This window comes from Microvirga solisilvae (assembly GCF_022808595.1).
Classification (GTDB): Bacteria; Pseudomonadota; Alphaproteobacteria; order Rhizobiales; family Beijerinckiaceae; genus Microvirga; species Microvirga solisilvae.
The window spans coordinates 149,221-168,178 of the sequence record NZ_JAKUCN010000005.1; the positions used below are offsets into that span (position 1 = coordinate 149,221).

At 63.2% G+C, this 18,958-nt stretch carries 17 protein-coding genes; 11 read left to right on the plus strand and 6 right to left on the minus strand.

The genetic code is table 11. From position 1 onward, the window contains the following. The first annotated feature begins 2 nt into the window (after positions 1-2). From MJ639_RS12040 to MJ639_RS12060, 5 genes are all read left to right on the plus strand, one after another. Entirely contained in the window at positions 3-752 is a 750-nt protein-coding gene (locus MJ639_RS12040; RefSeq protein ID WP_423790794.1) for an SURF1 family protein, read from the plus strand. A gap of 204 nt (positions 753-956) precedes the next feature. Further along, entirely contained in the window at positions 957-1,490 is a 534-nt protein-coding gene (locus tag MJ639_RS12045) for a GNAT family N-acetyltransferase (RefSeq protein ID WP_243372681.1), read from the plus strand. Between the two features lie 74 nt (positions 1,491-1,564). After that, a complete protein-coding gene (gene thrC / locus MJ639_RS12050; protein WP_243372683.1) occupies positions 1,565-2,980 on the plus strand; it encodes a threonine synthase in 1,416 nt (471 codons plus the stop codon). After that, the gene (locus MJ639_RS12055; protein ID WP_243372685.1) at positions 2,977-4,260 is read left to right on the plus strand and encodes a M16 family metallopeptidase; all 1,284 of its coding nucleotides are present in this window, start codon (positions 2,977-2,979) and stop codon (positions 4,258-4,260) included. Before thrC ends, MJ639_RS12055 begins: the two co-directional genes overlap by 4 nt. Before the next feature lie 421 nt (positions 4,261-4,681). Next, a complete protein-coding gene (locus MJ639_RS12060) occupies positions 4,682-7,543 on the plus strand; it encodes an EAL domain-containing protein (RefSeq protein ID WP_243373244.1) in 2,862 nt (953 codons plus the stop codon). A gap of 7 nt (positions 7,544-7,550) precedes the next feature. On the opposite strand, the gene MJ639_RS12065 is transcribed toward MJ639_RS12060, so the two are convergent. Beyond that, positions 7,551-8,162, minus strand: coding sequence for a YqgE/AlgH family protein (locus tag MJ639_RS12065; protein WP_243372687.1), 612 nt, complete (start codon positions 8,160-8,162; stop codon positions 7,551-7,553). A 106-nt stretch (positions 8,163-8,268) separates the two neighbouring features. Here MJ639_RS12065 and MJ639_RS12070 point away from each other — a divergent pair, with 106 nt between their 5' ends. Together MJ639_RS12070 and MJ639_RS12075 are read left to right on the plus strand one after the other, a co-directional pair. Then, on the plus strand, positions 8,269-9,117 hold the full coding sequence (locus MJ639_RS12070) for a protein-disulfide reductase DsbD domain-containing protein (protein WP_243372689.1): 849 nt from the start codon (positions 8,269-8,271) through the stop codon (positions 9,115-9,117). A 43-nt stretch (positions 9,118-9,160) separates the two neighbouring features. After that, on the plus strand, positions 9,161-9,643 hold the full coding sequence (locus tag MJ639_RS12075) for a peroxiredoxin (RefSeq protein ID WP_243372690.1): 483 nt from the start codon (positions 9,161-9,163) through the stop codon (positions 9,641-9,643). Between the two features lie 112 nt (positions 9,644-9,755). On the opposite strand, the gene rnhA is transcribed toward MJ639_RS12075, so the two are convergent. The 3 genes from rnhA to ispH are packed head-to-tail and all read right to left on the minus strand — an operon-like array spanning position 9,756 to position 12,136. Continuing rightward, the gene (gene rnhA, locus MJ639_RS12080; RefSeq protein ID WP_243372693.1) at positions 9,756-10,211 is read right to left on the minus strand and encodes a ribonuclease HI; all 456 of its coding nucleotides are present in this window, start codon (positions 10,209-10,211) and stop codon (positions 9,756-9,758) included. Continuing rightward, the gene (locus MJ639_RS12085) at positions 10,208-11,173 is read right to left on the minus strand and encodes a homoserine kinase (RefSeq protein WP_243372695.1); all 966 of its coding nucleotides are present in this window, start codon (positions 11,171-11,173) and stop codon (positions 10,208-10,210) included. Before MJ639_RS12085 ends, rnhA begins: the two co-directional genes overlap by 4 nt. Positions 11,174-11,176: 3 nt before the next feature. Next, positions 11,177-12,136, minus strand: a complete 960-nt coding sequence (gene ispH / locus MJ639_RS12090; RefSeq protein ID WP_243372697.1) for a 4-hydroxy-3-methylbut-2-enyl diphosphate reductase — start codon at positions 12,134-12,136, stop codon at positions 11,177-11,179. Positions 12,137-12,576: 440 nt separating this feature from the next. Here ispH and MJ639_RS12095 point away from each other — a divergent pair, with 440 nt between their 5' ends. The 3 genes from MJ639_RS12095 to MJ639_RS12105 are packed head-to-tail and all read left to right on the plus strand — an operon-like array spanning position 12,577 to position 16,548. Next, entirely contained in the window at positions 12,577-14,427 is a 1,851-nt protein-coding gene (locus MJ639_RS12095; RefSeq protein WP_243372699.1) for a monovalent cation:proton antiporter-2 (CPA2) family protein, read from the plus strand. Continuing rightward, the gene (locus tag MJ639_RS12100; RefSeq protein ID WP_243372710.1) at positions 14,428-15,804 is read left to right on the plus strand and encodes an MATE family efflux transporter; all 1,377 of its coding nucleotides are present in this window, start codon (positions 14,428-14,430) and stop codon (positions 15,802-15,804) included. 27 nt (positions 15,805-15,831) lie between these two features. Next, entirely contained in the window at positions 15,832-16,548 is a 717-nt protein-coding gene (locus MJ639_RS12105) for a DUF937 domain-containing protein (protein WP_243372712.1), read from the plus strand. Here MJ639_RS12105 and MJ639_RS12110 read toward each other — a convergent pair. Next, on the minus strand, positions 16,545-16,859 hold the full coding sequence (locus MJ639_RS12110) for a DUF1127 domain-containing protein (protein WP_243372714.1): 315 nt from the start codon (positions 16,857-16,859) through the stop codon (positions 16,545-16,547). The genes MJ639_RS12105 and MJ639_RS12110 overlap by 4 nt on opposite strands. A 246-nt stretch (positions 16,860-17,105) precedes the next feature. Here MJ639_RS12110 and MJ639_RS12115 point away from each other — a divergent pair, with 246 nt between their 5' ends. Next, positions 17,106-17,996 carry a LysR substrate-binding domain-containing protein gene (locus MJ639_RS12115; RefSeq protein ID WP_243372723.1) on the plus strand — a complete coding sequence of 297 codons (891 nt, stop codon included), beginning with the start codon at positions 17,106-17,108 and terminating at the stop codon, positions 17,994-17,996. A 3-nt stretch (positions 17,997-17,999) separates the two neighbouring features. Here the strand turns inward: MJ639_RS12115 and MJ639_RS12120 are convergent, their stop codons facing one another. Beyond that, entirely contained in the window at positions 18,000-18,929 is a 930-nt protein-coding gene (locus tag MJ639_RS12120; RefSeq protein ID WP_243372725.1) for a DMT family transporter, read from the minus strand. Between the last annotated feature and the right edge of the window lie 29 nt (positions 18,930-18,958).

Below are 18,958 nucleotides of genomic sequence, written 5' to 3' on the forward strand. Positions count from 1 at the left end.
TGATCGCTAGAAGCCCGCACAAAGGCCGCTCCCTTCTCATCCCCGGCCTCGCGACCCTCATCGCGCTTGCGATCCTCATGGGCCTCGGCACGTGGCAGATGCAGCGTAAGGCCTGGAAGGAGGATCTGATCCGGCAGATCGAAACCCGCGCCTATGGCGAGCCGGGTTCCATCGTTCCGGAATCAGACTGGAAGAACTGGCGCGCGGACCAGGACGAGTTCCGCAAGGTGCGCGTCACAGGCACCTTCCTGCACGATCGCGAAGCGCCGGTTTATGGCCTGGCCCAGGGCTCCAGGCAGGGAGCACCGATCCAGGGCTACTACATCCTCACGCCGCTCAGGCTCACCACGGGCGGCATCGCGATGATCAATCGCGGCTTCGTGCCGACAGATTTGAAGAACCCGGCCACCCGCGCGCAAAGCCAGCCCGACGGCGAGGTGACGGTGACCGGCCTCGTGCGGGCGCCGGAAGCTCGCAATCCCTTCACGCCGAACGACGATCCCGCCCGCAACACGTGGTTCACGCGCGATCCGCAAGCCATCGCCCAGGCGCGCGGCCTCGAGCCCGTGGCGCCTTTCCTCATCGATGCGGATGCCACGCCCAATCCGGGCGGCTGGCCGCGCGGGGGGCAAACCCCGCTCACGCTGCCCAACAACCATCTGCAATATGCGCTCACCTGGTACGGCCTCGCGCTCACTCTCATCGGCGTGTTCGCGGCCTTCGCTTGGCGGCGTTTGCAACGCAACGACTAGGCTTGGTTTCCTGAGAAAACTCGGATAACCTCGCTCCATGTTCACGCTTGTCATGACCGTAATGCTCCTCACGACGCGCCTTGCAGGGCGTGCGGGAGAGGCTTTGCGCATCTAGAAAGCGTCGAGCATTTTTCCCAAAGCCCTGCGGAGACGAGCAGGGCTTTGCAGGTTCGGTTCGCCTCCGCCTTTTCCAAGGAGAGCGACATGAACGCCCAACCATCCCAACATCCGCCCAGTCCCATCGATGCCGACGGCATCGTGATCAGGGCTGCCCGGCCCTCCGATTATGAGGGCATCGCCGCCCTCGGGAGTCTCCCCCGCCTGCGCTGGGGAACCTTGCGGCTGCCCTATCAATCTCCCGAGACGACGAAGAAATGGCTGGAAGGCCATGCTCCCGGCAATCTGAACCTCGTGGTCGAGGCGGACGGCGTCATCATCGGCAGCGGCGGCTTCGAGCGCCATCAGGGGCGGCGCAACCATGTGGGCTATCTCGGCATGGGCCTGCACGACGCCTATCAGGGCCGCGGCATCGGCACGCGGCTTTTGCGGGAAATCCTGGATACCGCCGACAACTGGTTCAATCTCAGGCGGATGGAGCTCACCGTCTACGTGGACAACGCGCCCGCCATCGCCCTCTACAAGCGCCATGGCTTCGAGCTTGAAGGCACCCACCGGGACTATGCCTTCCGCGACGGCTCCTTCGTGGATGCCCACGCCATGGCCCGGATAAAACCGTGACGAGGACGCCGGTTGCGACTTGCCGCAACCGGCTGCTGCTCCTAATGTCCGCCCGAATTTTCAGGAGATTGACCGTGCTCCATGTCTCGACCCGCGGGGAAGCTCCCGCGCTTGGCTTTTCCGACGCACTTCTGACCGGCCTCGCCAGGGACGGCGGCCTCTACCTGCCGGAAAAATGGCCAAGCTTGATGACGGAGACGATCAAGGGCTTCGCCGGAAAATCCTATGCCGATGTGGCCAAGGCCGTGCTCGGCCCGCTGGTGGATGGCGACATTCCGCAGGCTGATCTCAGCCGCATGATCGACGAGGCTTATGCCTCGTTCCGTCACACGGCCGTGTGTCCGCTCACGCAGCTCGACGACAACCTGTTCCTGCTCGAACTCTTCCACGGCCCGACGCTCGCGTTCAAGGACGTGGCGATGCAGCTGCTCGGCCGTCTGATGGATCACGTGCTGAAAGCGCGCGGCGCGCGCGCCACCATCGTCGGCGCAACGTCCGGCGATACGGGCAGCGCCGCCGTCGAGGCGTTCAAGGGCCTCGATCAGGTCGACATCTTCATCCTCTATCCGCATGGCCGCGTGTCGGATGTGCAGCGCCGCCAGATGACGACGGTCGCCTCCCCCAACGTGCATGCGCTCGCGGTGGAAGGCACGTTCGACGATTGCCAGAACATGGTGAAGGCCATGTTCAATCATCGCGGTTTCCGCGACGAGCTGCAGCTCTCCGGCGTGAACTCCATCAACTGGGCGCGCGTGGCCGCGCAGGCCGTGTATTATTTCACCGCGGCGGTCGCGCTCGGCGGTCCGCATCGTCCCGTCTCGTTCTCCGTGCCCACCGGCAATTTCGGCGACATTCTCGCGGGCTGGGTGGCTAAGAAGATGGGCCTTCCCATCGAGCGTCTGATGATCGGCACCAACGCCAACGACATTCTGGCGCGCACGCTGAATACCGGCACCTACGAGATGAAGGGCGTCGAGGCCACCACCTCGCCGTCCATGGATATTCAGATATCGTCCAATTTCGAACGCCTGCTGTTCGAGGCTTACAGCCGTGACGGCGAAGCGATCCGCCGTTTGATGGCAAGCCTCAATCAATCGCGCTCCTTCACCATCGATGCAGGTCCGCTTGCACGCATCCGAGAAGAGTTCACGGCGGAGGCCGTGAATGAGAAGAGCGTCGCCGACGAGATGGCGAACACCTATCGCACAACCGGCTATGTGCTCGATCCGCACAGCGCCGTCGGCACGCGTGCAGCGCGCGCGCTGTTGAAGACCAATCCGGAAGTGCCCGTCGTTGCGCTGTCCACCGCGCACCCGGCCAAGTTCCCCGATGCGGTCGAACGCGCGACTGGCATACGCCCTGCCCTTCCGCCCCATATGGCGGATCTGATGGAGCGCAAGGAGAGCTTTACGGTTCTCCCGAACGATCAATCGGCGGTCGAACGCTTCATCCGCGAGCGCGCCCGTGCGGTCAAAGGCGCTGCTGCATGAACGAACATTTCGTGCGCGAGAAGCGCGTCGACATCACGAAGCTCGCGAACGGCCTGACGATCGCGACCGAGCACATGCCGGAAATCGCCACCGCCACTTTGGGCGTGTGGGTCGGCACAGGCTCGCGCCACGAACAGGCGCATGAGCATGGTCTGTCGCATCTCATCGAGCACATGGCCTTCAAGGGCACGGCGCGCCGCTCCGCGCGGCAGATCGCGGAAGACATCGAGAATGTGGGCGGCGACATCAATGCCGCGACCAGCGTCGAATACACGAGCTACACCGCGCGCGTTCTCGGCGAGAATGTTGACGTGGCGCTCGACGTGCTCGGCGACATTCTCATCAATTCGGTTTTCGACGACGCGGAGCTTGCCCGCGAGAAGGGCGTGATCCTGCAGGAGCACGCCGCCGTCGAGGATACGCCCGACGATCTGATCTACGACGCCTTCATGGAAACGGCCTTCGCGGGCCAGCCCGTCGGACGCCCGATCCTCGGCACGCCGGACACGATCAGGAGCTTCGACGCCGCCACCATCCGCGCCTTCCTGGCGCGTGAGTACATTCCGTCGAAGATGGTGCTTGCGGCTGCGGGCAACGTGGACCATGCGCAGATCGTGGATGCTGCGGAGCGCCTCTTCGGTGCGATGCCGCCCGCCGACATTCGCGCGCCGGAATCCGGGCATTACACGGGCGGCGAACGGCGCATCTCGCGCAAGCTCGAACAGGCCAATATCGTGCTTGGCTTAGCCGGTCTCTCGTTCAAGGATCCGGGCTATTACGCCGCGCATCTCTTCGCCCATATCCTTGGCGGGGGCCTTACCTCTAGGCTCTGGCACGAGGTGCGCGAGACGCGAGGTCTCGCCTATTCCATCGACTCTTTCCACTGGCCCTTCTCCGATTGCGGCCTCTTCGGCATCGGGGCGGGCACGGCTGGATCGGACGTGAAGGAACTCACCAAGGTCACGCTCGACTGCATGCGCCAGGCCACCACCGACATCAGCGAGATCGAGATGATCCGCTCCAAGGCTCAGATGAAGGTGGCCCTGCTGACCGCGCTGGAGACGCCCGGCGGGCGGATCGAGCGCATGGCGCGCCAGCTCCTGTCCTGGGGGCGGATCGTGGGCAGCGACGAGATCGTGCGGAAGGTCGACATTCTGGATCAGGAGCATGTCCGCGAGGCAGGACGCCGCCTCCTGCAGGGCAATCCCACGGTCGCGGCCATCGGTCCCATCAAAAGCCTTCCCTCCCTGGAGGTTATCAGCAAGGGCCTGCGCAGCTAGGGGGGCGTTGATCCGGCCATCCACGTCTTGTCCCCCATAGCCCTCATCCTGAGGGGTCGCGGAGCGACCGTCTCGAAGGACGAGGGCGTCTCCAGAGATCACTGGAACCTCCTTCGAGACGCAGGCTCCGCCTGCTCCTCAGGATGAGGTTTGTGAGTTGGAAGCGAAGACATGTATCCCCCGAACAAGCCCGGGGTGACGAGGAAAGGGCAATGCTTTCCGCTACGTCATATCGATTTCACCTCAATCCCGCCGCAAAGCGCCTCCATGCGCGTGGTTAACGATAAAAACCGAGTCATGCGGACAAGTGGGGGCCTGCCGAGGCTTCGGCTTGCCCTCAGGCTCCCTGACCGGTACCAATCTGCCTTCGAATTTTGGACCGGACGAAAGAACCGAAGCAGTGCGGATCGTATCTTTCGCCATAGCCTTTCTTCTGGCGGCGTTCGTGGGGCTCACCTGGCCGACTTCCGGCTGGGCGGTGGAATCCGTTCGCGTCGATCCCAAGACCAAGGCAATCGACCTGACCCAGGCCATCGAGCGCTACAAGTCCGATGGCGACGAAATCCGCATTTCCACCGCTCCGGGCCGCGACGGCATCGTGCGCCGCATCGCCGTGAAGGCGCGTGAGTCCGGCACCCGCCCGGACTGGATCGTCTTCGCGCTCACCAACGATACCGACGAGCAGGTCGACCGCCTGCTCGTGGCGCCGCATTTCCGGTTGACCGGCTCCGGCGTGGTTTGGCCCGATCTCGGCGCTTCCCGCATCGCCGCCATCACCGCGAGCCAGGGCATCCGCCCCGAGCGGGACGACAGCCCCGATGCGGACGTGTTCCTCATCACGCTCGATCCCGGCACCACTGTCACCTTCGTGGCGGAGCTGCGCACCGACAACCTGCCACAGCTCCATCTGTGGGATGCGGATGCCTACAAGGAGCGCGTGAACGGCCTCACCCTCTACAAGGGCATCATCATCGGCATCGCGGGCCTGCTCGCCCTCTTCCTCACCATCGTGTTCGTGGTGAAGGGCGCGCTGATCTTCCCGGCGGCCGCCGCGCTCGCCTGGGCGGTGCTGGCTTATGCCAGCATCGATTTCGGTTTCTTCCAGCGCGTGTTCCCGATCTCCGAGGTCACGGAGCAGATCTATCGCGCCGGCGCGGAAGCGGTGCTGGCGGCAACGCTGCTCGTGTTCCTCTTCGCCTATCTCAACCTGAACCGCTGGCACGTGCGCTACAGCCACGTCACGGCCTTCTGGCTCGCCTTCCTCGGCGCGTTGCTGCTGCTGGCCGTGCTCGATGCCTCGGTGGCTGCGGGCGTGGCGCGCATGTCGATCGCGGCGGTGGCCGGCATCGGCTTCGTGCTCGTGATCCATCTGGCGACGCACGGCTATGACCGCGCCATCATGCTCGTGCCCACCTGGCTCCTGCTGATTGCCTGGACGGTGGCGGCGAGCTTCACGGTTCTAGGGCAGCTGAGCTCCGACCTCGTGCCGCCTGCATTGATCGGTGGTCTCGTGCTGATCGTCATGCTGATCGGCTTCACCGTGATGCAGCACGCCTTCGCCGGTGGCGGTTTTGCCCGTGGCTTCGTCAACGACACGGAGCGTCGCGCTCTCGCCCTCGCGGGCGCTGGCGACATCGTGTTCGATTGGGACGTGGTGTCGGACAACATCTTCGTGAGCCCTGAGATCGAGCATCAACTCGGCCTGAAGCGCGGCGCGCTCGAAGGCCCTGCCTCGGCTTGGCTCGATCTGATCCATCCCTTCGACAAGGATCGCTACAGGCTTGCCCTCGATACGGTGATCGAGCATCGTCGTGGACGTCTGGTGCAGGATTTCCGCCTGCGCTCGTCGTCCAGCGCGCATCACTGGTATCGCCTCAAGGCCCGTCCGGTGATCGGCTCCGACGGCGAGGTCATTCGCATCGTCGGAACGCTCTGCGACGTGACGAGCAGCAAGAACGCCGAGGAGCGGCTGCTGCTCGACGCGGTGCATGACAACCTGACGAGCCTGCCCAACCGCCAGCTCTTCTACGACCGCCTCGAAGCTGCGCTGACCTTCGCGAGCCAGGACGATTCATTGCGTCCGACAGTGCTCGTGATCGACATCGACAAGTTCAAGGATGCGAACGATCAATCGGGCTACACGGCAGGCGACTCGATCCTTCTCACCCTGTCGCGCCGCCTCGGCCGTCTGTTGAAGCCGCAGGATACGCTGGCGCGCATCGCAGGCGACGAATTCGCGATCATCCTGCTCTCGGAGCGCGAGCCCGACCGCATCATCGCTTTCGCCGACATGGTCCGGCGCATCGTCACCACGCCGGTCACCTATGCCGAGCGCGAGATTTTCCTCACCGCCTCCATCGGCATCGCCCTGCACGATCCGCAGATCGCGGCACGTCGCGAGGAAGTGCTGCGCAATGCGGAAATCGCCATGGCGCATGCGCGCCGTCACGGCGGCGACCGCATCGAGGTGTTCCGCCCCACCATGCGCTCGGACCGCAGCGACCATTTCACGATGGAAAGCGACCTGCGCCATGCACTCGAGCGCAACGAGATGAAGGTGCTGTTCAAGCCCATCGTGCGGCTCGAGGATCGCACCATCGCGGGCTTCGAATCCATGCTGCGCTGGGAACATCCGCGCCTCGGCCCTGTTTCGCCCGACGACTTCATGTCGATTGCGGAAGAGACGGGTCTCATCGTCAAGCTCAGCGTGTTCCTGCTGGAGCAGACGGCGCGCGAGCTCGGTATCTGGCAGAGCGCGCTCGAAGTCGAGCCGCCGATCTTTGCCAGCGTGAACATGTCGAGCCATCACCTCCTGCGTCACGACCTGTTGCAGGAAGTGAAGAACGTCATCGCGCGCACACGCGTTCTCCCCGGCTCTCTCAAGATCGAGATGACGGAAAGCCTCGTGATGGAGAACCCGGAATATTCGGCGCAGATGCTGGCGCGCCTGCGCGATCTCGGCGCCGGTCTCTCGCTCGACGATTTCGGCACGGGCTATTCCGCCCTCTCCTACCTGCTGCGCTTCCCGTTCGATACGATCAAGGTGGACGAGTCCTTCGTGCGCCAGATGGCGTCGGGCAATGCGATCATCCTGCGCTCCATCATCAAGATGTCGCACGAGCTCGGCATGGAGATCGTGGCGGAAGGCGCGGAGAGCGAGTCGGAAGCGATCGAGCTCTACCAGCTCGGCTGCGAATATGCGCAAGGCCCCGTCTTCGGCGAACCGATGTCAGTGATGCAGGCGCGCCAGCTCGTAGGCGCGACAACGACGGAAGCCGCGTAGTTCTTCCTCAGGCGTGGCCTGCTTCCATGGACAGCATGGCGGGCTCGATGCCGATGCGGCGAAGCGCCATCTCGTAGCGAATATCGGCGGGCGTGCTGAAGATCAGCTCGGTAGAGGCAGGGCAGTTCAGCCAGCCATTGGCCTGGAGTTCGAGTTCGAGCTGACCGGCACCCCAGCCCGCATAGCCAAGTGCCAGAACCGCTTCTCGCGGGCCTCTTCCTTGAGCGATGGCGCGCAGGATGTCGATGGTGGCCGTCAGGCAGACGGAATCGTCAATGGGCAGGGTGGATTGGGCGATGTGGTAATCCGGCGAATGGAGCACGAAGCCCCGGCTCGTCTCCACTGGACCGCCCATGAGAACCTGCATCCGGCCCACCTGCTCCGGCAGATGGATACGGTCGAGTTCCGGCACGATTTCGAGCTGGACGAGGAGGTCCGGCATGTTCACGTTTGCGGCAGGACGGTTGAGAATGATGCCCATCGCCCCTTCCGGTGAATGGGCGCAGACATAAATCACTGCCCGGGCGAAGCGCTCGTCCGTCATGCCGGGCATCGCCACCAGCAATTGCCCGTCGAGATACGGGGAATCGGCGTCATATGGGGTTTGCTGAAAGCTCATGTCCTGCAATCTGCCTTTGAGGGCCGGCCTCCCGATCACGGGATCGTGGATGGCAAGCCCGGAGAAAAAACGCATAAAGGAAGCGCCTCAGGGAGGCGTCAGTTCCATGACCATGACATTCCGCATCGCCGCATCGGCCGTTTTTCTGATTCTGTCCCTTTTCCCCGGCTTTGCCCAGCCCTCCCCCTCGTCCACTTCGGCGCAAGGGTTCCATTCAAAGGTACGCCTTCTGTCCGGCGGCAGGCAGGGTGGGAACTGGCTTGCGGGGATCGAGATCGCCCTCGATCCGGGCTTCAAGACCTATTGGCGCAATCCCGGCGAATCCGGCCTGCCGCCGAGCTTCGACTGGTCGCGCTCCGAGAACGTGGCGGATGTCGAGGTTCGATGGCCCGCCCCCAAGCGTCACGAGGATGCGGCGGGCGTGGCCTATGTCTATGAGCAGAAGGCCGTTCTGCCGGTGGTGGTGAAGCCTGTCGAGGCGGGCAAGCCGGTCAAGCTGGCGCTCACCATCGATTACGGCATCTGCAAGGATATCTGCATTCCGGCCCATGCGGAGCTGAACCTGCCGCTCTCGGATGGAACCTCCGATCGCGCCGCCATCGAGCAGGCCATGCCCAAGGTTCCGCGCAAGCAGGCCCTTGGAGAGCAGGCCGATCTCTCCGTCCTCTCGGCCGTTTCAGCTGCTGCGGGCGAAAGACACTTCGTCATCACCGTTCGCGCCCCTGCGGGCACGTCGCCTGTGCTTTTCACCGAAGGGCCGGAGAATTGGTATTTCTCGACGTCGAAGGTCGGCCCTGAGAGCAGCGCCGTGTCGACGACTCGTTTCTTCAATGTGAAGGTCGAGGAGAAACCCAAGGACGCGGCAGGGCCGGTCCCCCTCACCCTGACCCTGGTTGCAGGCGACAAGGCGGTCGAGACGCAAGTCAGCCTCGACGGCAACGGGCTGCCGCGCTAGGGAAGAGGCACAGACTATTACGAAGCCGCTTTGGAGAAAGTGCATGCCCATTCAGGTTGGAGAACGCCTCCCCCAGGTCACCTTCCGTGTCATGACCGCCGACGGGCCGGTCGCCAAGACGACGGACGACCTCTTCAAGGGACGTAAAGTCGTGCTCGTGGCCGTTCCCGGCGCGTTTACCCCCACCTGCCACCGCAACCACCTGCCGGGCTACGTGCAGCGGGCTGAGGAGATCAAGGGCAAGGGCGTGGACGCCATCCTGGTGACTGCCGTCAACGACGTGTTCGTCATGGATGCATGGGCCAAGTCCGCAGGCGCTGAAGGCATCGAGTTCCTCTCCGACGGCAACGGCGATTTCGCTAAGGCGATCAAGCTGACCATGGACGGCTCGGGCTTCGGCCTCGGCACCCGCTCCCAGCGCTATTCGATGGTGGTGGAAGACGGCGTCGTGAAGGCGATCAATGTCGAGGACACGCCGTCCAAGGCTCAAGTGTCGGGTGCGGAAAACATCCTGAAGGATCTCTGAGCCTTTCAAGCTCTAAAACACGAAGCCCTGCCCGCTTGAATGCTGGCAGGGCTTTTGTTTTATGTGCACCAGGTAAGCTCCAAAAGTACCAATCCACCTTTGGTTCGATGCTTTATGCACGCCGCTTCTTGAAGGGTTGCATGGCGGCCACCGCCAGCTCGTCGACACGAATGTTGATGGGATCGTCCGCATGGCCCTTCACCCAGTGCCAGGCCACGTCGTGGCGAGATGCAGCCTCATCGAGCTCACGCCACAGATCCTCGTTCTTCACGGGCTTGTTGTCTGCGGTGCGCCAGCCGCGGCGCTTCCAGTTGTGCATCCATTGCGTGATGCCCTGGCGCACATATTGCGAGTCCGTGAACAGATCGACGGCACAGGGCCGCTTCAACGCGTTCAGCCCCTCGATGGCGGCGCGGATTTCCATGCGGTTGTTGGTGGTGTGAGCCTCACCGCCGGAGACCTCCTTCTCGCTGCCCTTGAAGAACAGGATCGCACCCCAGCCGCCTGGCCCGGGATTTCCCGAGCAGGCGCCGTCCGTGTAGATGAGGATGCGCTCAGAATTGCTCATGTATCGAGTCCATATTCGCGGGCATGCTTCACATGGGTGTGGAAGTGGAGCTTGCGGTCGTATTCAAGCGGATCCTTCGGCTTCACGAGCGCCCCTGGCGGCACGTTGAGCCAGTCCACGAGACGGGTCAGCATAAAGCGCATCGCAGAACCGCGACAGAGAACAGGCAGCGCTTCGATCTCGTCAGCAGAGAGAGGACGCACCGCCTGATAACCGGCGAGCAGCGCCTGTCCCTTCGTGAGATTGAACGATCCGTCCTGCTCGAAGCACCAGGCATTGAGGCAGATGGCGACGTCGTAGGCGAAGGAATCCGTGCAGGCGAAATAGAAGTCGATCAGCCCCGACACTTCGGAGCCGATGAAGAACACATTGTCCGTGAACAGATCCGCATGGATGATGCCGGAGGGCAGATCCTGCGGCCATGCATCCTTCAGATAAGCAAGCTCACGCCGCGTGCGCTCGCCCAACCCGTCGGAGACCGTATCGGCCTGCGCCTCGGCTTGCGCGAAGAGCGGAGCCCATGCGTCGAGCGAGAGCGCGTTGGGCCGGTTCATCGCGAAGTCGCGGCCCGCGAGATGCAGCTTCGCGAGCGCTCCGCCGAGAGCCCCGCAATGCTTCGCTGTGGGACGACGCACCGCGATGCCATCAAGGAAGGTGATGATGACGGCGGGACGTCCGGCCACGCGGCCGAGCGCTTCGCCCTTGCGGTTGTTGACCGGCAGCGGACAGGTCAGACCTCTATTCGCCAGATGCTGCATGAGCCCGAGGAAGAACGGCAGATCGGTTTCCCGCACCCGCTTCTCATAGAGGGTGAGAATGTAGGAGCCCTTGGTAGTGTGGAGAAAATAGTTCGTGTTCTCCACGCCCTCCGCGATGCCCTTGTAGGAGAGCACCGTGCCGATGTCGTAGGTCTCGAGAAAGCGTTCGAGCTCCTCGTCGCTGACTTCCGTATAGACTGCCAATGTTTACTCCGCCGCCTGCTCACGCAACTCGCGCGGCAAAGGAAAGAACACGCTCTCATCCGCCGTCGACACGCTCTCCACCGACACCGTGTAGCGCTCGGCGAAGGCATCGATGATTTCTTCCACCAGGATCTCCGGCGCGGAAGCTCCTGCCGTGATGCCGAGGCTGCGGATGTTGCCGAACAGCGACCAGTCGATGTCCTCGGCGCGCAGGATCAGGCGCACCAAGGGGCAACCTTCCCGCTCGGCCACTTCGCGCAGGCGCTGGGAGTTGGAGGAATTGGGCGAGCCCACCACGATCATCGCATCCACCTGCGGCGCCACGCGCTTCACCGCACCCTGGCGGTTCGTGGTGGCGTAGCAGATGTCTTCCTTGTGCGGACCGACGATGGAGGGGAAGCGTGCTTTGAGCGCATCCACCATGTCCTGGGTATCGTCGACGGACAGGGTGGTCTGCGTGACGAAGGACAGGTTCTCCGGATCGGCGGGCTGGAGCCGGGCGATGTCGTCCACGGTCTCGACCAGGGTCGCAGCCCCTTCCGGCAGCTGGCCCATGGTGCCGATCACTTCCGGATGGCCCGCATGGCCGATCAGGATGATGTGACGGCCCCGCTTGTTATGGACCTGCGCCTCGCGATGCACCTTGGTCACCAGCGGACAGGTGGCGTCGATGGCGAAGAAATTGCGGGCTTGGGCCGCCTCCGGCACGGATTTGGGAACCCCGTGGGCGGAGAAGATCACGGGTGCCTCGGTATCGGGGATCTCGTCGAGTTCCTTGACGAAGACGGCCCCTTTCCGCTTCAGGTTTTCCACCACGTATTTGTTATGAACGATCTCGTGGCGCACATAGACCGGCGCCCCATGGATCGCCAACGCCTTCTCGACGGCGTCGATGGCGCGCACGACCCCGGCGCAGAAGCCGCGGGGGGCGCAAAGCTGAATGTCGAGAGCTGGCTTCGTCATGATCCCGCGATGTGGCGAGACGGGGCCCCTCCTGTCAAGCGGGAGCGGCAGTTATTCGCGGACGGCGCGCTTATTCCCTCCCCCTTGCGGGGAGGGATTGAGGGTGGGGGTCGCAAAGTCAAAGTGCGACGCGAACTTCAGTGAACATGAAGGCCACTACCATCTGCTCCCTCTCCCTGAGGGAGAGGGTCGGGGTGAGGGGTTACAGGTCCATCCGGAAAAGTCTCACCCCCTCACCCTCGCTGCGCTCGACCTCTCCCCACCGGGGAGAGGTGGTCAGAGCCCCGCTAGTTCAATCGCTCACCCAGTCGAACCACCCCCCACCCCTGCCCCTCCCCGCAAGGGGGAGGGAATGAGCCCTGGACTCCCCCAAGAAACGCTCGCCCTACGGGAAAAGACTCCCTAGAAAGGGGGCATTGTTCACCGGATCCGATTGCTCGATGGCCAGCACAGCCTCCCATGTCAGTTTTCTTCCTCCTGTCCTGACCTTCTGCGGGGCAGCCGTGATCGCTGTGCCGGTGTTCCGGTTCCTGGGCCTTTCCGCCGTGCTGGGCTATCTGGCGGCGGGCGTGGTCATCGGCCCGTCGGGCCTGAGCCTCGTCGGCGATCCGGGAACCATCGCGACCGTGGCCGAGCTCGGCGTGGTGCTGCTGCTCTTCATCATCGGGCTGGAACTCAAGCTCTCCCATCTCTGGTCCATGAAGCGGGACATTTTCGGCCTCGGCTTCGCCCAGCTGGGCGTGACGGCGCTCTGCCTGGGCTTAGCCGCGTCCATGATCGGCTTCGGCCCGAAAGCCGCCTTCGTCATCGGCATTGCGGTCGCTTTGTCGGCCACAGCCATCGCGCTCCAGATGCTGGGCGAGCGCAACGACCTGCAAACGCCGTACGGACAGCGTTCCTTCGCGATCCTGCTGTTCCAGGATCTCTCCGTCGTTCCCATTCTCGCCATCCTGCCCCTTCTCGCCTCCGGCATGGCGGCGGAACAGGCCTCGCCCCTCGACCAACTGATTACGGTTGGAGAGACCATCGCCGCCATCGCCGCCGTGGTTCTCGTGGGCCGCTATGGACTGAACCCTTTCTTCCGCATCCTGGCCCGCACGGGCTCGCGCGAGGTGATGACGGCCTCCGCGCTGCTGGTGGTGCTGGGTGCCGCCCTGCTCATGCAGGAAGTCGGCCTCTCCATGGCGATGGGCGCGTTTCTCGCAGGCCTTCTGCTCGCCGAGTCGAACTTCCGTCATCAGCTGGAGGCCGATATCGAGCCGTTCCGTGGCATGTTGCTCGGCCTCTTCTTCATGAGCGTGGGCATGTCCATCGATCTGGCGCTCGTGCGCGAGCAATGGGTTCTGCTGGCCATCGCCGCGCCCGTGGTGATCCTCGGCAAGACCGTGCTGATCACGGTTCTCTCGCGCATGTTCGGCGCCACATGGCGCGAAGGCCTGCGGTCCGGCACGCTGCTCTGCACCGCTGGCGAATTCGCCTTCGTGCTCCTGCCCGTGGCGGTCGCCGCCGGACTGATGCCATCGAGCGAAGCGCAATCCGTGATCGCGCTTGCAGCCATCACGATGCTGCTCGGCCCGATCTTCTCGACCCTCGTCGAGAAGGCTCTGCAAGCACGCCCCGAGCGTGTGGACGATGCGGGCATGGACGGGCTGATGGGCCAGGAGGGTGAGCTGTCGAGCCGTGTTCTCGTGATCGGCTTCGGACGTTTCGGGCAGATCGTGAACCAGGTTCTTCTGTCGCAGAACATCAACGCTACCGTGATCGACAAGAACGTGGAGCGCGTGCGCGACGCGGGCCGCTTCGGCCTGAAGATCTATTACGGCGACGGAACGCGCCTGGACGTGTTGCGCGCGGCCGGCGCGGAAAAGGCGGAGATGATCTGCGTCTGCATCGACGACACCGACACCGTCGAAAGAGTGGCCGAGATCCTTCGCGAGAACTTCCCGAATGCCCGCAGCTTCGTGCGTGCCTATGACCGCATTCACGCGGTGAGGCTTCTGAAGATCGGCGTCGATTATCAGCTTCGCGAAACATTCGAATCCGCCATTGTCTTCGGCCGTTCGGCGCTCGAGGAGCTGGGGATCGATGCGGAGATCGCCGCCAATTCCGCGCAGGACGTGCGCAAGCGCGACATCGCTCGCCTGTTCCTGCAGAAGGAGATCGGCACGATGGGCGGCGCGGAACTCGTTGTCGGCGCCAAGATCACGCCCGAGCCTCTCACCTCGCCGAAAGGCAAGGCCAAGGCACTTAGCCCCGAGACACGCGACATTCTCGGCGAAGGAGCCCTCTAAATGGATATGCCCGCCTCAGAGCGCGAAGAAGCACGCACCCAGGCGCCTATCTTCGTGCAGGGCTCAACTATGCGCCACGTTCTCGTGATGACGGGAACGGGAGCCGCTGGCCTGATCGCGATCTTCATCGTCGATCTCGTTTCGCTGCTCTACATTTCCTGGCTCAACAATCCGAGCATGACGGCGGGCGTCGGCATCGCCACCGTCGTGATGTTCTTCTCGGTGTCCATCAATGTGGGATTGATGATTCCGATCGGCGCCCTGGTCTCCCGCGCGCTCGGTGCGGGTCATCCTGACGATGCGCGTCGGCTTGCCGCCTCGGGCAGCGTGCTCATGGGCCTCATCGGCATCGCCGTCAGCGTGATCGCGCTCGCCTTCCTGCCTCAGATCCTGCGCGCGATGGGCGCAAGCGGCCAGGCCTTCGAGGTGGCACAGAGATTTCTCTGGATCGCCTTGCCGACCAATGTGCTGATGGCGCTCGGCATGGCCTTCTCCACCGTTCTGCGCGCGGCGGGCGACGCCAAGCGCAGCATGTATGCCTCGCTCTCCGTCGCCATCGTGACGGTGCTGCTCGATCCCATCACGATCTTCGTGCTCGATCTTCAATCCGATGGCGCCGCCTGGACCATCAACATCGCGCGCGTGGCCTATGTCTATGTGGGCTATCTCTATGTAACGCGCGCCCACCAGCTTCTGTCCCGTCCCACGCTGCAATCGGTGATGCAAGATGCGAAGCCGTTCTTCGCCATCGCCATCCCTGCGATCCTCACCAATCTCGCCGCTCCCGCATCGAACGCCTTCTTCACCGGCATCATGTCGAAGTTCGGCGACGAGGCCATTGCCGCCTCCGCCATCATCGATCGTGTGACGCCCGTTTCCTTCGCAGGCGTGTTTGCCCTGGCCGGAGCCATCGGCCCGGTTCTCGGGCAGAACTGGGGCGCACGGCGTTATGACCGCATGAAGCAGACGCTGAAGGATTCACTGACCTTCATGATCGTCTATGTGCTGGGCGTCTGGCTGCTGCTCGTCGTTCTGCAGCGCCCCATCGTGATCGCATTCAACGCGCCGCCACTCACGGCCGAGCTGGTGCAGTTCTTCTGCCTGCTGAGCGGCTTCATCTGGTTCTTCATCAGCTTGGTCTTCGTGGCGAACGCGTCCTTCAACAATCTCGGCTATCCCCTGCTCTCCACCTTCTTCAATTGGGGCAGGGCCACGCTCGGCATGATCCCCTTCGCCTATATCGGTGCGCAGATCGGCGGGCCGAAAGGTGCTATTGTCGGCATCGGAGCCGGTTCCATCGCCTTCGGGATTGCCGCCATCATTACGGCCTTCTGGACAATCCGGCGTCTGGAGAGGCAAGCTGCTCCGATACCGTAGGCAGGCTGAGCGTTCAGGGAGTCCGCCATGTTCAACTGGTTCGATCTGATGCGACAGGCGCAGACCCAGGCAGGTTTCGAAACCCTGGCGCAGCAATTCCAGCTCTCGGGCGATCAGCAGCAAAAGGCGATGGCCGCTCTCATGCCGGCCTTCATCATGGGCCTGCAGCATGCCCTGGCGGCCAACGGCCCCAACCCGTTCCTGCAATCGCTCATGAGCGGCGGGTATCAGAATTTCTGGCAGATGGCGGGGCGTTCCTTCTCTCCCCAGGCTCAGCAAGCCGGCAGGCAGGTACTCGACCAGCTTTTCGGCTCCGACGAGGCCAGCCGCCGCGTGGCGCATCAGGCAGCCGACTTCGCCGGCATCGGCGTCGAGACCATGCAGCAGATCTTGCCGCTCTATGCGGGCATTCTCGCAGGCGGATTATCGCAATGGATGGCGGCCCAATCGTTCGCGCAGCCTGAAAAGCCGAAGCAGGATGCGGCCAATCCATGGGCTGAGATGTGGACCGGATGGATGAAATCCGCAGAGCCGCAAAAGCAACCCGCGTCCAATCCTTTTCAGGACATGATGACGAGCTTCCTGCAGAAGCCGGAAGAGCCCCCGGCGCCGCAGGAGGAGCCCTCTCTCTCCGCGTCATGGGGAGAGATGATGGACAAGGGACGCGAGATGCAAATGCAATATCTCACGTCCCTCCAATCAATCATCGAAGACGCCTGGAGTACAGGCGCGAAGAAGCCTTAAGCCCGCCTGCTCACCAGCTGGACGACGGGCCGTGCCTTGTGTGGGGCGGCAGCTCGAGCAGCTGGAGCGGTGCGCTTGGCACATCGAACCAACACCCATGACGGCCGATGATGAAGAGGCTCCGCCAGAGCATCCGTCACGTCGTTCCGTGTGAGGCCGATATCCTTGAGCATGCGCTCGTCGAATTCGGCGAGGTTCATCACCTCTCGGCGATCCTGAAAAGCTTTCGCGAGGGATATGAGCACACGCGCGAACTGACCCAGGATGGAGGCTCCGGGAAGGGTCGTGGCGGTTGCTGCAGACCGGGTCATGTCATGTCTCCTTTCGCTCTCAAGTGGCTTTCACGATCTGTCGGATCAGCCAATGAACATTCAAAAAACTGTCAGAGGAATACCGGAGATCTTCCAGAGATCTGCCATCGGCCTTCCACTTCAAGTTATTGATATTATTAAGGAAAATTTTTCCTTGTAATGTAACCTATAGCACAGCCCATTACATCACTTGAAACGATTGTTTGAGATATGTATCATCAGTAAAAATGATGGGAGGGAAAAGCCATGCATTTGCTCGATATCGATCAGCTCCGGACTTTCGTGGCGATTGCGGATACGGGGTCGTTCACGCGGGCGGCGGAGATCGTGCACAAGACGCAGAGCGCCGTGTCCATGCAGATGAAGCGGCTGGAGGACCGGGTCGGCAAGGCGATCTTCGAACGTGATGGCCGCCTTTCCAAGCTCACCGACGAGGGCGAGCGGCTGCTCGACTACGCGCGCCGGATCGTGCGCCTGAACGCGGAATGCATGGCCTCCTTCGACGATAACGAGCTGACCGGCCGGGTGCGCCTCGGCCTTCCCGACGATTACGCCGACCGCTACCTGCCGGAGATTCTGGCACGGTTCTCGCGCTCCAATCCGAAGGCGGAGGTGACGGTGATGTGCGAGCCCACGCACAACCTCATCGAGCGTGTGCAGCACGGCGATCTTGACCTTGCCATCATCACGCATGTTGACCGTCGCGGCCCGTCGGAGATCGTGCGCATCGAGCAGCTTCTGTGGGTGACCTCCGCCCGCCACGGCGTGCATGAGGAGAACCCGATCCCGCTCGCCCTCGGCCGCCCGAATTGCCACTGGCGCCATTCGGCGACGGAAGCGCTGGAGAGCGCCGACCGCGCCTTCCGCATTGCCTATGTGAGCTATCACTCGACCGCCGTGGGCGCCGCCGTTCTCGCGGGCCTTGCCGTGTCGGTTCTGCCGGAAAGCGCCGTGCGCCCCGGCATGCGGATTCTCGGCCCCTCGGACGGCTTCCCCGCCCTGCCCTCGTGCAAGATCGGCCTGATCCGCGCGCGCGGCGAGGAGAACCCACTCGCGGATGCGCTCGGCTTCCACATCAAGCAGTCGCTCGACAATCTGGGCTCGACGCGCCCCGTGTTTCAGGTCGCTGCCGAGTAAGCCTTACTTCGCGGCGGGCTTGCGCAGCACCAGCACGTTGCCGACAAGAGCGAGCACGACGCCGATGCCTGCGAGCAGCGTCCATTGGTATCCCTCGATCAGCGTCGAGACAGTGAGCGCCACGATGGGAAACAGCACTGTCGCATAGCCCGCGCGCGCCGCACCCAAGCGGCGCAGCAGCGTGAGATACGACATGAAGGCCAGCACCGACGCGCCGATGGCGAGATAGAGCAGAGAGCCGATATATTTCGCCGTGGGTTCGATGATGAATTCGTTTCTGCGCAGCAGGTTCATCGCCAGCAGCACACCGCAGCCATAGGTCATGCCCCAGGCGGTGGCGGAGAGAAGGGGCGCGCCGCGGCGCTGCACCACCGTCGAGATCATGTTGCCGGAGCAGAAGAACAGCGTGCCCATCACGCACAGGCCAAGCCCCTTCAACGCCGCCGCATTAAAGCCCGCGCCCGTGATCTCCGGCCAGAACAGAAGCCCGATGCCGGCAACGCCGATCACGCCGCCGAGCGCCACGCGCGGCTCCACCTTCTGCCGAAAAACGACGAAGCTGAGCACGAGGTTGAATACGGAGGCGAGCGAGAACACCACGGAGAGAAGTCCCGACGGCACGCTCAAGCCGCCGTAATAGAACGAGATGAAGTTGAACGAGAACAAGCAGCATCCCACCGCCATAAACCGCAGGTGATCGGCAAGTCCGAAGCGCACCTGATGCTTCGTCACCAGCACCCAGCCCCACATGAGCGCGGCGGATAACAGAAAGCGCCACAGCACCGACATTTCCGGCGCAACGACTCCGAGCTGCGCGCGAATGCCGATCCAGCTCACGCCCCACAGAAAGACGGTGGCGGCATAAAGCCCGAACGTGGTTCCGTCGAAGCGCTTGGAGTCCGGCGCGGACATCGTGGCGGTGGCCTGGGTCATGGCGGCATTTCCCGAAGAAATTTCAGAGC